Source organism: Ferrimonas sp. YFM, assembly GCF_030296015.1.
Taxonomy (GTDB): Bacteria; Pseudomonadota; Gammaproteobacteria; order Enterobacterales; family Shewanellaceae; genus Ferrimonas.
Genome location: NZ_AP027368.1, coordinates 941700 through 955559, shown reverse-complemented (window position 1 = coordinate 955559; position 13860 = coordinate 941700). Strand labels below are relative to the sequence as shown.

13 protein-coding genes, 1 other RNA gene and 1 pseudogene are annotated in these 13860 nt (G+C 51.5%); 12 read left to right on the top strand and 3 right to left on the bottom strand.

The window, feature by feature from the left end; genetic code table 11:
• The first annotated feature begins 37 nt into the window (after positions 1-37).
• The 3 genes and pseudogenes from yiaY (at position 38) to QUE41_RS04560 (ending at position 2661) form a co-directional block, all read left to right on the top strand.
• Positions 38-1189 (top strand): L-threonine dehydrogenase, encoded by a 1152-nt coding sequence (yiaY, locus tag QUE41_RS04570; RefSeq protein WP_286341749.1) that lies wholly within the window; start codon positions 38-40, stop codon positions 1187-1189.
• Positions 1190-1369: 180 nt separating this feature from the next.
• Positions 1370-1732 (top strand): annotated as a pseudogene (locus tag QUE41_RS04565) (outer membrane protein assembly factor BamE); the annotation flags it as partial.
• Positions 1733-1845: 113 nt separating this feature from the next.
• A complete protein-coding gene (locus QUE41_RS04560; protein WP_286341748.1) occupies positions 1846-2661 on the top strand; it encodes a Rossmann-fold NAD(P)-binding domain-containing protein in 816 nt (271 codons plus the stop codon).
• Positions 2662-2704: 43 nt separating this feature from the next.
• Here the strand turns inward: QUE41_RS04560 and QUE41_RS04555 are convergent, their stop codons facing one another.
• Both QUE41_RS04555 and QUE41_RS04550 read right to left on the bottom strand, forming a co-directional pair.
• The gene (locus QUE41_RS04555; RefSeq protein ID WP_286342907.1) at positions 2705-3004 is read right to left on the bottom strand and encodes an RnfH family protein; all 300 of its coding nucleotides are present in this window, start codon (positions 3002-3004) and stop codon (positions 2705-2707) included.
• On the bottom strand, positions 2994-3428 hold the full coding sequence (locus tag QUE41_RS04550; protein WP_286341747.1) for a type II toxin-antitoxin system RatA family toxin: 435 nt from the start codon (positions 3426-3428) through the stop codon (positions 2994-2996). The genes QUE41_RS04555 and QUE41_RS04550 overlap by 11 nt, the downstream gene beginning before the upstream one ends.
• Before the next feature lie 94 nt (positions 3429-3522).
• On the opposite strand from QUE41_RS04550, the gene smpB reads away from it, so the two are divergent.
• The 9 genes from smpB to QUE41_RS04505 all read left to right on the top strand — a co-directional run bounded on the left by smpB (position 3523) and on the right by QUE41_RS04505 (position 11996).
• Complete coding sequence (smpB, locus tag QUE41_RS04545; RefSeq protein ID WP_286341746.1) at positions 3523-4011, top strand: SsrA-binding protein SmpB; 489 nt, start codon at positions 3523-3525, stop codon at positions 4009-4011.
• A gap of 66 nt (positions 4012-4077) precedes the next feature.
• Positions 4078-4440, top strand: a transfer-messenger RNA (tmRNA) gene (gene ssrA / locus QUE41_RS04540).
• A gap of 219 nt (positions 4441-4659) precedes the next feature.
• Complete coding sequence (locus QUE41_RS04535; protein WP_286341745.1) at positions 4660-5937, top strand: integrase domain-containing protein; 1278 nt, start codon at positions 4660-4662, stop codon at positions 5935-5937.
• Positions 5934-6860 (top strand): DUF6387 family protein, encoded by a 927-nt coding sequence (locus tag QUE41_RS04530; protein WP_286341744.1) that lies wholly within the window; start codon positions 5934-5936, stop codon positions 6858-6860. Before QUE41_RS04535 ends, QUE41_RS04530 begins: the two co-directional genes overlap by 4 nt.
• A 145-nt stretch (positions 6861-7005) precedes the next feature.
• Positions 7006-7194 carry a helix-turn-helix transcriptional regulator gene (locus QUE41_RS04525; RefSeq protein WP_286341743.1) on the top strand — a complete coding sequence of 63 codons (189 nt, stop codon included), beginning with the start codon at positions 7006-7008 and terminating at the stop codon, positions 7192-7194.
• A gap of 10 nt (positions 7195-7204) precedes the next feature.
• Entirely contained in the window at positions 7205-7549 is a 345-nt protein-coding gene (locus QUE41_RS04520; RefSeq protein ID WP_286341742.1) for a hypothetical protein, read from the top strand.
• 1 nt (position 7550) lies between these two features.
• Positions 7551-9065, top strand: a complete 1515-nt coding sequence (locus QUE41_RS04515; protein ID WP_286341741.1) for an AAA family ATPase — start codon at positions 7551-7553, stop codon at positions 9063-9065.
• Positions 9066-9652: 587 nt separating this feature from the next.
• The gene (locus QUE41_RS04510; protein WP_286341740.1) at positions 9653-11185 is read left to right on the top strand and encodes a KAP family P-loop NTPase fold protein; all 1533 of its coding nucleotides are present in this window, start codon (positions 9653-9655) and stop codon (positions 11183-11185) included.
• A gap of 253 nt (positions 11186-11438) precedes the next feature.
• Positions 11439-11996: a hypothetical protein gene (locus QUE41_RS04505; RefSeq protein WP_286341739.1), complete on the top strand. Its 558-nt coding sequence runs from the start codon at positions 11439-11441 to the stop codon at positions 11994-11996.
• Positions 11997-12580: 584 nt separating this feature from the next.
• Here the strand turns inward: QUE41_RS04505 and QUE41_RS04500 are convergent.
• Positions 12581-13774, bottom strand: a complete 1194-nt coding sequence (locus tag QUE41_RS04500) for an ISL3 family transposase (protein WP_286341738.1) — start codon at positions 13772-13774, stop codon at positions 12581-12583.
• Positions 13775-13860 lie beyond the last annotated feature (86 nt).

Below are 13860 nucleotides of genomic sequence, written 5' to 3'. Positions count from 1 at the left end.
GATAGAATTTTAATTTCAAACTTAAAGGAGACAGCCCATGTCCGTAGCGAAGTTTTTTATTCCTTCCGTGAACACTCTGGGCACCGGCGCCGTGGATGCAGCCGCAGACGATATTCTCCAGTTGGGCTTCAAGCGTGCCCTGATCGTCACCGATAAGGTGCTGGTCGAGGTAGGCCTGGTTGCTCAAGTGGTAGACAAGCTGGCCACCCGTGGCCTGGAGACCGTTGTATTCGACGGAACCCAGCCCAACCCAACTGTAGGTAACGTAAATGACGGTCTGGCTCTGCTGAAAGAGAACGACTGTGACTTCGTTATCTCCCTGGGCGGTGGTTCACCTCACGACTGTGCCAAGGGTATTGCCCTGGTAGCCGCCAACGGTGGCGACATCCGTGACTACGAAGGCGTGGACAAGTCTGCCAAGCCTCAAATGCCACTGGTTGCCATCAACACCACCGCAGGCACCGCGTCTGAGATGACTCGCTTCTGCATCATCACCGACGAAGATCGTCACATCAAGATGGCCATTGTGGACAAGAACACCACTCCCATCCTGTCTGTTAACGATCCTCAGCTGATGGTTGGCAAGCCTAAGTCTCTGACCGCAGCCACCGGTATGGACGCTCTGACCCACGCCGTTGAGGCCTACGTGTCTATCGCAGCCAACCCCATCACCGATGCCTGTGCAGAGAAAGCGATCACCCTGATTGCCGATAACCTGCGCAACGCCGTTGAAGATGGCACCAACATCGAAGCCCGTGACCAGATGGCCTACGCTCAGTTCCTTGCTGGTATGGCCTTCAACAACGCCAGCCTGGGTTACGTACACGCCATGGCTCACCAGCTGGGCGGTTTCTACGACCTGCCACACGGTGTCTGTAACGCCATCCTGCTGCCTCACGTACAGGCTTACAACGCCCAGGTTGTTCCAGAGCGCCTGGCCGACGTGGCCCGTTGCATGGGTATCGACACCACCGGCATGACTGCTGCTGACGGTGCCGAAGCCGCCCTGAACGCCATCCGCGAGCTGTCCAAGGACATTGGCATCCCTGCCAACCTGACCGAGCTGGGTGTTAAAGAGGAAGACATTCCTACTCTGGCCACCAACGCATTGAACGATGCCTGTGGCCTGACCAACCCCAAGCAGGCAACTCACGAGGAGATCAGCGCCATCTTCCGTGGCGCCCTGTAATCAGGTTGTCCGCTTAGTGTGCAAATCAAGGCCGGCTTAGCCGGCCTTTTTTATTCCTATGTTGACCCTGATGCCGGGAACCTCCTGCGAGGCGGACAGTCCTAGTGGTATTGAATTTCCCTTTCTCCCCCGGGCTAGGGTATTATCGCGTTTCACTTACAGGGGATAACGATTAACAGCATGAAGCAGTGTAAGATTTGGTTGGCCGCGGCCCTGACCGCAGCAACCCTCAGCGGGTGTTCGGTGTTTGACAGCCTGGTGTACAAGATCGACATTCCTCAGGGCAACTTCATCGAGCAATCTCAGGTAGAGAAACTGAGAGTTGCCATGACCCGTGAGCAGGTGGAGTTCATTCTGGGCCGTCCAGTATTGCGCGACTCCTTCGCCGACAACACCTGGTACTACGTCTATCAGTTCAAGAGTGGCCGCACCAACGAGATCACTCGCAAGGAGCTGATCATCAAGTTCGAACAGGATAAGGTCGCCTCGGTGAGTGGTGATTACACCCTCTCAGATCAGTTCGATACGCCCTTGAGCGTCTCAGGTCCTCAGTAAGAAAAAAGCCGGCATCGCCGGCTTTTTTGATCCCTCCCCTGGCATCTGCACCCAAAGTCATTGAGAATGATTGTCAGTATCAACAACTCAAGGAGATGACTTTGCCCCGCATCAGTCTGTTCGGATGTGGCTGGCTGGGGCTCCCCCTCGGCAAACGCCTGGTCGAGGCCGGATACGGCGTACGAGGGAGCACCACCACCGAAACCAAATTGCCGCAGCTTCGCCAGGCGGAGATCGATGCCCACCTGCTGACGCTCTCCCCAGAAACCCGGTTGAGTGACTCCCCTCTGAGCGAGGGAGAGATTGCCATCATTACCCTGCCTCCGACAAAAGGGGACGGTAAGCCCGGCTACTACCTCAGGCAGATGACCAACCTGGCCAGTGAACTGGCAGCGCACCAGTTCCAGCGTGTGCTCTTCATCAGCGCTACCTCTGTCTACCCCCAGGAAAACCGCGAAGTCACCGAAGAGGATGCCCGACGCATCGAGTCGCCCTTTACCGATACCCCCTGGCTGGATATTGAGGCCTGCTTTACTCAGGGACGCAGCTATACAGCAACCGTTGTGCGATTTTCTGGTCTTATCGGCGGAGAGTATCAGCCAGGACGTTACTTCTCCGGCCGCCCCCTGGGAGGGGCCGATGACCCGGTCAACATGATTCACCGGGAGGATTGCATCGGGGCTATCATGGCGATCATCGACCAGGGCGCCTGGGGAGAGGTCTTTAACGCCAGCGCCTGTCAGCACCCAAGCAGACGACAGATCTACACCCGCTCCTGCCAATTGGCCGGACTGCCTCTGCCACTGTTTTCCGATGAGCCCAAACCCTATCGCCTGGTGAATTGCGACAAGCTCAAGAAGCAGTTGGGCTACCGTTTCCGCTACCCGGATCCTTTGCTGGCCCTGGAAGCCGAATAGAAAACGGGCTCCATCAGGAGCCCGTTTCGTTATATCTGATGGCCTATTCAGCCTTGGCCTTTGCCTGTTCGGCCCGGCGCTTACGCACCTCTTTGGGATCGGCAATCAGGGGGCGATAGATCTCGATTCGCTCACCGGGCTTCACCTCATAGTCCAGCTTTACCTGACGGCTGAACACCCCAATCTTATTCTTGGCAAGATCAATGTCCGGGTGCCTGGAGAGAATGCCACTGGCCTGAATCAGCGCCTCGGCACTGTTGCCAGGTTCGGCGGCGACCTTAACCACAGTCGCCCCTTGCGGCAGGGCGTACACCACCTCAACCTGAAAGCTCTTACCCACGATAAACCTCCTTGGCACGCTCGGAGAACGCCATAACCATATTCTGGGCCAGGTCATTGAAAATTTTGCCAAAGGCTTTCTGGGTCACCGGGTTATTGAATTCAAAATCCAAGCTGAGCTCCACCTTACAGGCCGCTTCGGTGAGCGCCTTAAAGCTCCAGGTTCCTTTCAATGCCTGGAAGGGCCCCTCTTTCAAACTCATGGTGATCGCGTCTGGTGCCTGCAGACTGTTTACCGTGGTAAAACTCTGGGCAATGCCTGCCTTCTTCACCGAGACAGTGGCCACCATCTCATCATCGGTATGGCTATGAATCTCTCCGCCAACGCAACCAGGCAGAAACTGTGGATATGACGCCACGTCATTGACTAGGTCATACATCTGCTGCGCACTGAAACGGACCAGGGCGCTGCGGTTTATCTGCGGCATCGGTTCACTCTCCCAACTACAATTCCCGGGCATTGTAACAATCCCTTGCCCAAGGTCATACCAAATCTACGGCAGACGGGTATAATACGCCGCTATGGCTAAGAAAAGTTCTAAAAAATCCAAGCCCACCTCCTCGACCATCGCCCTCAATAAGAAGGCGCGCCACGAGTATCACATCGAGGAGAAGATTGAGGCAGGTCTGTCCCTGATGGGATGGGAAGTGAAATCCCTTCGCGAAGGCAAGGTAAACCTCACCGAAGGCTTTATTCAAATTAAAGATGGCGAAGCCTACCTTCACGGCGTCACCATTACTCCCCTTAACACCGCCTCCACCCACGTGGTGGCCGATCCCCTGCGTCTGCGCAAACTGCTGCTTAAGCGCCGGGAGTTGGACCGCCTCATTGGTCAGGTGGAGCGTCAGGGCTACAGCATGATCCCCACCGCCCTCTATTGGAAGAAGGCCTGGGTGAAGCTGGAGTTCGGTCTGGGTAAGGGTAAGAAACAACACGACAAGCGCGATGATGCCAAACAGCGTGACTGGGACCGTGAAAAAGCCCGGGTCATGAAGGGTTCCAAGCGCTGATCGCTTAATGCTTATCCACACTGGCCTTGGCGTCCTCTGTGGATAAGTGGTATAGTAGCTCTACCTGGGGTCGATTTTGGATTCGACGGGATTCTCGAAACCCAAGGTGCATGCCGAGGTGCGGTTGGCCTCGTAAAAAAGCCGCATTTTAATAGTCGCAAACGACGAAACTTACGCAATCGCCGCCTAATAAGCGGTAAGATCGCCTACCTCCAATCCCCCGCCTATTGGGAGAGGATCAAGGTAGTCAAGCCATATAGGATCGCGCGGCGTCTTCTCCAGTAGACAAAGCGTTAAACTCAATCTGGATCGCCCAGGTGAAGCCTGCCGCTCGGCGCCACTATGGGTTAACTAAAAGAGCCGGCTAAGCATGTAGGACCGAGGATGTAGGTTTTTCGGACGGGGGTTCAACTCCCCCCGACTCCACCAAACATCATTAAAAGCCCGCTTTTGCGGGTTTTTTTATGTCCAAATTCCGTTTGACCGACTTCACAGAGTACCCCAAACCACTGTTTTTGAACAAATATTTTCATGATCCAGTTCAAGGGCGTTTTATTTTGTTCTTGCCTGTTCACCCTTCGTAGTAGTACAGATAGTAGTCAGCAGCTGCAGCAACCCCATTGTTGAACTACTACGCAGGAGGGAATCATGCCACGTATCGTAAAGCCGCTTACAGATACCCAGGTACGGGGAGCCAAGCCCAAAGCGGCCATGTACCGCCTCAATGATGGCAATGGCCTTCAGCTCAAAGTCAAACCTAATGGCAGTAAGCACTGGTTTCTGGACTACTACAGACCAACGGATAAAAAACGCACCAGCTTAGGGCTCGGAGCCTTTCCAGAGGTTGGTCTGGCCGACGCCCGAGAAGCCAAAAGAGCTGCAAAGGCATTGCTGGCGAAAGGCGTTGACCCGAAAGCCCACAGAGAGCAGCAGCAACTGCAGAAAAATGTGGATGTAATGACAACTCTTGAGGCAGTCGCAAAAGACTGGATGCTTGTAAAACAATCCAAGGTCTCTGCTGACTACGCGGAGGACATCCGCCGCTCATTAGAGATGCACCTGTTCCCCAAGCTGGGAACAATACCAATCAAACAACTGACCGCTCCAATGGCAATTGAATGCCTGCGTCCACTGGAAGCAAAAGGCTCCTTAGAACAGGTAAAACGCGTCATTCAAAGACTGAACGAAATCATGAGGCATGCGGTCAACACCGGCGTTGTTCATGCCAACCCTATGTCTGGTATCCGCGCAGCCTTTAAGGCACCGACCAAAGACAACCTTCCGACCTTGCGCCCCGATGAGTTACCCATGCTCATGAAGCGCCTGCAGCGGATGAATACTCGACCCACTACTCGCCTGCTAATCGAATGGCAACTCCATACCATGGTCCGCCCCAGTGAAGCTGCGGGGGCGCATTGGAAAGAGATAGACATGGAGAGTCGTACCTGGCGCATTCCAGCATCGCGAATGAAACGAAAGAAGGAGCATTGGGTAGCTCTTTCCTCCCACGCACTCAGCTTACTTGAAGAGCTCAAGGGTATTTCCGGGGAACGAGAACACCTTTTCCCTGGAGACCGTGTGCCCTCTCGTCCTGCTTGCTCCCAGACCGCTAATGCCGCCCTTAAACGCGCAGGATTCAGTGGAAAGCTGGTTTCACACGGGCTCCGTGCTCTCGCATCTACCACGCTCAACGAAGCCGGTTTTCCGCCAGACCTCATCGAGTCAGCTCTTGCCCATGCCGACCGCAACGAAGTACGAGCAGCATACAACAGGGCACAGTATGTCGAACGACGACGCCCCATGATGGAGTGGTGGAGCAACCAGATTGCTCAAGCCTCGCTGGGCCAAAAGCCAGCCACCAATTGCACCACTATCAGCGTTATTCCAGGCGATGAACAAAACCATGAAGGTGCCGAGACAGCATGAGCTCCAAGATTAAAATACAGATCCGCACCAAATCTGACCTCCCCTTATGGGCAAACCGCTCTGTTTACCGCGTTTTTGAGGGCATGGCACCTGAACACCTGCTTCAGGAACTTACCAGGCGGCTCGACATTCGCGAGTTCGTGGATAGCCAGAGAATGCCTGTACTCGGCAGTGAAGGTGGCAGTGGCCAGTCTCTGCACATGCGAAACCTCGAGAAGATCTGGTCCGGCTCGCCAGTACTATCAACGCAGGATATGCTGGCCGCCATCGACGAGAACGGAGAAGAGGACAATGAGACCTGCGCTATCTCGTTAAATCTCGCTGAACTGTGCAGCCTAGCTAACGACGCTATTGCCCTAGGTTACATGAAATTTCATAACGGTAAGCTATACATCCCAGATCCGGAGGTCAATATGATGGATCTTGGGCGTAATGGCATTGATCTTCAATTTAATGAAGATCTCGAAAATGACTGCTCGATGGTGTCGGTTTCCAAATTTGCTGAAGCTGACCCGTTGGCAACACGGGTCCCAATATGCCTCAATCTTGATGAATGCTCTGATGTGGCCATTTTGGCCGACTTAAAGCAGCAGCTGCCTAAGTTGCGACAAGAGTACGAGTGTCCAGAGGAAAGCCGGGATCAATGGCCACCATCGGGCTTTAAAAACCACGGCCCGGCCATCTTCGACAAAATCCATCGTTATAACGTGTTTCTGATAATGGACATTCTTAGCTGGGCAACCTTTAAAAAGTTCAAAGTCAGCAGTGAGGTGCTAAACAGGGCAGCATTCTCGGACAATGACCCATGGGCTAGTGCCGAAAGAGTGCGGCAGACCATACTGCCCTTTATCAACTCTTTGGCTACTGACGGAACGATCCTGCGCCTCAGCCACGACATTACAACAAAATCTGTAGAATTTTAGATTCAAGATTTTCCCGTATTTTCCTGCCTCGACAGTTCTACTGCTGCACTCGCTAATTCACGACAAAATCTGTTCATAGATACCAACCCACGTTGATGGGTGATAACTAAATCACCCTGAGACACCTTTACCCAAAGGAAAGCCTATGACAGACAGAGACCGCCTAATCAGTGGCCCACAACTTCTCGGAGTTGTCCCCTTCTCTAGAACCCGCATCTATCTTATGCGTCGCAAAGGTGAGTTTCCCGAACCAGTTCGAATCGGAGGGCGCAACTACTGGAAAGAATCATCTATCCAGAAATGGCTATCCGAACTCTCCAACAACAAGGCCTAAGGGGGCAACTATGAAAACAGCACTAATTCTCGACTTTATCGGCAACCATAACGACCGCCAAACGAAGACTGAGCGCTTTTTCGAGATGCTTGTCACCTGTGACAGTGAAGGGGTATCTCGGTGGCAAATTGTTGGTCGCCTGAAAACCACCAGCCCCGGATATTATCGACAACGAGCTCGTGACATTGGAGTCACCCTTACCCGAGGCCGAGAATATAAGCCGATCAGCCTACTCGATTTTATCAAGTGTCTGCAGCACCTTGACCAACTCAGAGCTCAGCGCTTCGCCTGCCCTCTCCCCATTGAGGTCAAGCAAAAGCTCATCCTAGATTACGTCAACAGCTACCAGGATTAACATGGGCAATAAAACGTCAGAATACTCCGAGTTGGCAGAACAAAGTCTAATCGGGGCGGCGTTTTTGGAAGGAGGGAGGGCTCACGCCCTTCCTCATATCCAGCGCCTTGGAATGGAGCCGTTCCATAAGGCTGAACACAAGAAACTGGTTAGCTTAATTCTGAAGCTGTCAGCTAAGGGTATTGCTCCTGACCTAGTAACTCTCAACGAAGAGATAAATCGGCATGGAATTCGTACTACAGGCCTTCTCGCCTATGCGTCAGATCTTTCCAGAAACACGCCAGGAATTTCAAACGTTGATCAGTACGCTCGAGTAATCGAAGACTATGCAAAGAAACGTAACCTTAACCAGGACCTACAAAAAGCACTCAACGGAGACACAGACGCTTTGCTCCGTATCCAACGGGGAGAACATCAATATACCTCTGCATTGAGCTGGAGCATGGGTTCTGGTGAATGGGAACAGCCATACGAATGGCTTATACACAGCTGGGTCCCTGGTAAAGCTATTGGTTTTATCTCTGGACCATCAGCCAATGGTAAGACTTTCGTGGCCATCGACATGATCGGAGCCATTGCCACTGGTATTCCGTTTTGTGGTGTTGGCGAAATTATAGGAGAAGCCGGAGCCGCAGCCTACTTCACAGTCGAGGGAACTCAAGGCATCGGAAAGCGTCTCGAAGCCTACCGACAATATCATGAGGTTGATAAGGCTATCTGGGAGCAAAGGGTGTGGCAGTGCAATACATGCATCAGTTTTAAAACGACGCCGCCAGAGCTTATAGCTGATGCTGTGAGAAAACAGTCCGAGGTTACTGGGGAGAAGTGTCGTCTGATCCTTTTCGACACCTTCAGAGCATACAGCGGTGCTTCGAGAGAGAACGACAGTAGCGATACCGAACTCGCGATAGCCTGGATGCGTCAGTTAAGGGACCTATCCGGTGCCACTGTGTTGTGCATTCACCACAGTCGAAAGGGAAGTGATGAAAACCCCATTAAGCCAGGGTGTGATGCGGACATGATCTTGCGGGGCTCAGGGAATCTAAAAGCAGGAGCTGAGGTCGTTCTAGGTGTAGTCATGGCAAAGGCCCAGTCAGCGGAGGGCAATGATGAGAGCACAATCCCATTTGTCTGGCCGTCAAAGCTAAAAGACATTCCTCTCCGAGCTCCGTCAGCCGCTCCTATTGCCAGTTTAAAGGTCAAACTGGCCAATAACACCAGCATTGATGTTGGAGTCATTCAACACTCAGGGGATGCCTGGGAACAGGCGCAAGATGGCCAGAGGGTGACCTCTCAGAGTGACAAAGATTGGCTCGTTCGATACCTAAGAGGCTGTTCAGAACCCATCTCAGTTCCCTACGCTAAGGACGAGTTTAAAGACATGGTTCGTCGCTCTGAACCCAACATCAAAGACGGCACCCTGAGAAGCCGAACAAGTCGCTTGTTCAATGCGGTAGGCAAAGAGGACGGGATAGTCGTTAAAGACAACTACCTCTCACTAAACCAAATAAGCTAAAGCGACCCTGTGTTGCGTTGCACCTCCTCACTAGACCGCGGTTGCAACGCAACAGTTTCCTCATCATCCATACAACCCTCATCCCCTTAAACAGTAAAGCCATCAACATTCGCTCATGTATACATCACTTGTTCTCTGCATAGGAATAACTATAAAAATCTCATCATTATCACCAACTCATCAGTTACGCCCCTCCCAAATGGCCACCCTAGAAGTACTCCCCGGAACATCTACACGACTAATAGCTTCACCATTAGGCTGTTCTCTTAAGAACTCTGATCGATTTCAAAGAGGGGGAGGGGGAGGGTGCAACTGAAGAGGGGGTACCCCCCTATTAAAAAACCGTCAACAAAATGTGAGCAATTTTCAAACACAATAAGGTTGTTACTCAGATTTTTGTGCCCAGTTTTCATTTCATGGAAGTGCAGCAGATGCACCTTCAAGTTGCACCCCAAAGCTCTTTCAGTTCTATAATCACCTGAAATACTGTGGATTTTAGAGAAACCGGATGATCCACATCAAAATCCACTAACTCTTGTATGGTTTCATACCTAACATCGAAAAATCCCAATCCGAGACCAATCAGTATGATGACCATTCTCGACGCAAACTCCGCAAATCCAACTTGGAACGATGATCTTTTGGGGGGGAGAGAAGCGTATGCACTAAGTCTGACTAAGCACTTATTGTCTCAACCCAATGGGTACGCGCTCAACATAAATGCACCGTGGGGAGCAGGAAAAACATTCTTCTTAAAGTGCTGGCAGAATTCGCTTTCAGTTCCGGACTGGATACAGGGAAGCCAGCCCATTTTGGCAATATACATTGATGCTTGGGAGACTGATTTTGCAGACGACCCACTACTGGCCTGCGTTGCACAGATCAGTACTCAGCTAAAGCCCCACATAGAGGGATTCGACCAGAAGTCCAGAAGCTGGCTCGAAGCGACAGGCTCTTTCATGAAAAAGGCCGCTCCAGAAATGGTCCGAGCAGCGGTAAGGAAAGCTATTGGATTCGACTGGGAAGCGGCTATCCACTCAAATGAAGACGAGGAGGCTCTATCGCAAAAGCTATCTGAAGCTCCTCCAAAAAGAGATCTGGATAACAACCGCGAAGAATCAGATACAAAACTAATTGAGCACATGGCTATGCTTGCAACCAAAGGCCTCATTGATCGATTTGAAAAAGATAAAGCCCATATCCAGTCGTTTCGAACATCACTTTCACAACTGATGCAGATGATCATGGAGGAGGAAAAGTCCCCATACTGCGGCTCCCAGAAGGTATTTATCTTCATAGACGAACTCGATCGTTGCCGCCCTTCGTATGCTATCGAGCTGCTTGAGCTAATCAAGCACATGTTCTATATCCCTGAGGCAGCATTTGTCGTCGCCACAGACTCTTCTCAGCTCCGACACGCAATAAGCGGTGTCTACGGAGAAAGCTTTGATGGAGGAAGGTATCTCGGTAGATTCTTCAACAGTAGATTCATGCTGCCCAAACCTAGCACAACAGCGTTTTTAAACTCCCGAGTTGACTGGTCTAAAAACCCTCACTTTGGCAGAGGTCGGATATGGCCACGAGATGAGAAATTAGTCAGCTTTGCTTCAGTTATCGGGGGCTATACCGGCTTAGAGCTTAGAGATATACACCAGGTAGCTCTGCGGCTGGAGTTCATCATGGAACAGAATCCAGGGCTAATTCATGGGCCAACACTAATATTTTTACTTTGCTTAAGCGTTAGTCACGCAGACCTATACGAATCCCTGAAAATCGGACGCCTCTCCCTGTCCACTGATCAAGATAGTAGTGTCTTCTCGAAAATCGAAGGCTTTTTGCCTTACATCAGTCATGGGCCAAAGGCTCAGCGATTAGACAACCACATCGAAAGATACGGGCCTAATGGGCTTATGAGCACAACTAGCATCGACCATCTTGTTGCAGAAGCGACTATTGAGCGGAATGAACAGATAGGTGACAACAACGAGTCCCAAGCTAATCCTTTCTTAAGCCCATTCATTGTAGAAATGAGCAATTTAGATGAAGCTTCTATAAAGAGAGTGGTGATCAGAGACTACTTCAAACTGGTAGATGTGGGGAACGCCCTAGAAGGTGTATGAAGCTCAGGGTAAGCAACTCAAATGGCTCCATCGAGACTCTGGTGGAGCACTCTATGCTCAACACAAACTTAACACCTCCCCCAAAACTAGACACACTGCTTTCAAAGGTTCACACCTTAAGGTGATTACGAATCATTATCAAAGCCAGAACGCACAACCAACTTGGGTACAACAAAAAATCCTTCATCACAATTGCTAAACCCTTGAAAGTGACATTAAAATGTACGCTTCCTTTATGTGGAGAGGCAGCGAGTTGGATTTTCAGCAAATTAAAGCCCGATTCTACGCAGACTTCCAGTATGTTTGCGATGAGATATTTCCCGATCACCAGTTGGAGATTGGGGGCATTGATGAAGACATATACTCCACTCTGGCAAGTGACTACAGTGACTTGAACTGGGATCATGAGCTCTGCACAACATACAATCAAGATGGTGCATTCGATCTAACATTCAAACTGCTGATAGACGGTTCGCTGCAAGCCGCCTGCTTAGGTCGTTTCATCCCAGAAGATGAAACCATAGAGCTCCGAATGTTGGAATCCTTCTGTGACAGCACCAGTCCCTTCTATAAACGTGTGTGTAACGTTACGTTTATGGGAGCCTACCTCATCACTCAAGCAGCTGGAGCCCAAGTTATACGTCTCCATGATGTAGATCCAAATGAGCCAAAGCTCGTAGCACACTACGAGAAATTCGGATTCTCTTGGCTTCCCAACGAAGATGGTGCAATCATTCTCAGCATGTCTGTATCAGTGCAGGCCTTGGAAGACAGAGTCAATACCGTTATGCGGCTAGAATCACAAACTTAATCCAGAACCTTGACTACAATATAAGCAAGTGTATACTTCGTCGCTCAGCCATGAATGGTTGCCTAGAGTGAGTTACTACTTGATTTACCATTAGTAACATTTGCACTGGCAACAGCAAGATTTACATCCGTAACCTTTTGTGACATGGTGGTTTTGTTGAGCAAATGGAAATGTTCGCAGTTAGACAGGAGACACCTATGAGTCGGAAACGTGTAACCACGGACAAGATGAGCGTTACAGCCGTTAGCGAGCGTAGCACCAAGGCTGTTCAATTCCTTATCCAAACAAAAGCCGCATGGACCTCTCCTTCCCTTGAGCTAAACCAAAAAGTTGCTCTAGGCTCTCGCAAGCAACACCCAAAGGTAGCTTGCTGCTGATATCGAGCACTCTATGCGGAACAGGCACCCACATCGGGTGCCTTTTTGTTTCTAGCGATGTTTTATTTTAGTAGTTCGATTGGTAGTTCACTTGATAGACACAGTACGTGACACCGCGGCGCAGCGATGGTGAACGACGGTTTTCAACTCCCCCCGACTCCACCAAACATCATTAAAAGCCCACCGCAAGGTGGGCTTTTTTGTGGTTCATCGCGCATTACCGGGAAAAGCGGCTCGTATCTTCAGGAAGAAGTAGTCGCTGTCCCGGTATCCGTAGGCCATGCGCTTGATAACCTTTATCTTGTTGTTCATTCCCTCAAGCTTGCAGGTGTGCAGCCGGAAGGTAGCCGAGGCGATGATGCCATTGAGGTAGGGTTTGAGCTTCTTAGCGAAGCGGATAAGCGGTTCGATGCCGCTCTCGGTGACCTGTTGCCACCATAAACGCCACTGGCTCAGAGCAGCATCGGGACTGTCGGCATACCACAGCTCCTTCAGTTGTTCCCGCATCAGGTACACCACCATCAGCGACCGGTTCTCAGCTAACAGTTCCTCCAAGTAGGCGTGCTGCTTGTCGGTCATGTTCTTCCGGTTCTTCAGCAGCACCCACCGACCTCGCTTTACTCTTCTTCTGGCCGGTTTGTCCTGCCTCAGCTCGTTGGCTCGGTCCACTCGCACCCGATCCACCACTTCCCGGCCATATTTGGCCACCACATGGAAAAGGTCGTAGACCACTGCGGCATTGGGGCAATGCATCGCCACTTCTAGGTCGAAGGCGGTATTCATGTCCATGGCTACCGCTTCGATATGCTGGCAGTGCTCTCCCAACGTCAGGAAGAACGGTCGTATCGCCTCTCGACTACGGCCCTCGCCAACCCACAGCACCTGGTGAGTGTCGGCATCGGCGATGACAGTGGCGTAGCGGTGGCCCTTGAACAGGGCAAACTCGTCCATGACCAGACGTCGTACCTTGCTCCAGTCCGGCTCGGTGACCTCCCGAGTCAGACGCTGTATGTCCAGCCGCTTGAGGGTGTGCCAGTGCAAACCGGTCATCTCATTAACGTGCTTAATGGGCATCCGCTTTAGCAGTTGTTCGACGTACAGGATAAGTCGGTTGGTCTGGCGAGCATGGGGCTCCAGCCAGGAAAGGCACTCAGTGACCACACCACAGTCAGGGCAGCGTAGTCGGCGCAGTGGTACAGACAGCAAAGTCTGGTAGCCAAAAACATCACGCTCCTGAATAGTGCGGATAGTGACATCGTGAACCCGACTGACAGCTTGGCCACAGCGACATTGACCGGGGCCCGAGGGGGTTAAATGGATGGTAAGAGTATCGTGGTGGAGCTCAGTATGAGTGGGGGAAAACCCTTCCCACGGTGAGATAGGCAAGGTAAGCTTTTGCATCGAGAACGGCTGGTGGTGATTGTTTGTGTTTGGCGACTAAACAATAACCTTTCCAGCCGTTTTCGTATCTAGTTCCCGCTAATGTG

Coding starts and splice junctions, on each gene's coding strand:
- yiaY (WP_286341749.1), top strand. CDS start 38: ATGTCCGTAGCGAAGTTTTTTATTCCTTCCGTGAACACTCTGGGCACC.
- QUE41_RS04550 (WP_286341747.1), bottom strand. CDS start 3,428: ATGCCGCAGATAAACCGCAGCGCCCTGGTCCGTTTCAGTGCGCAGCAG.
- smpB (WP_286341746.1), top strand. CDS start 3,523: ATGGCTAAGAAAAGTTCTAAAAAATCCAAGCCCACCTCCTCGACCATC.
- QUE41_RS04535 (WP_286341745.1), top strand. CDS start 4,660: ATGCCACGTATCGTAAAGCCGCTTACAGATACCCAGGTACGGGGAGCC.
- QUE41_RS04530 (WP_286341744.1), top strand. CDS start 5,934: ATGAGCTCCAAGATTAAAATACAGATCCGCACCAAATCTGACCTCCCC.
- QUE41_RS04525 (WP_286341743.1), top strand. CDS start 7,006: ATGACAGACAGAGACCGCCTAATCAGTGGCCCACAACTTCTCGGAGTT.
- QUE41_RS04520 (WP_286341742.1), top strand. CDS start 7,205: ATGAAAACAGCACTAATTCTCGACTTTATCGGCAACCATAACGACCGC.
- QUE41_RS04515 (WP_286341741.1), top strand. CDS start 7,551: ATGGGCAATAAAACGTCAGAATACTCCGAGTTGGCAGAACAAAGTCTA.
- QUE41_RS04510 (WP_286341740.1), top strand. CDS start 9,653: ATGATGACCATTCTCGACGCAAACTCCGCAAATCCAACTTGGAACGAT.
- QUE41_RS04500 (WP_286341738.1), bottom strand. CDS start 13,774: ATGCAAAAGCTTACCTTGCCTATCTCACCGTGGGAAGGGTTTTCCCCC.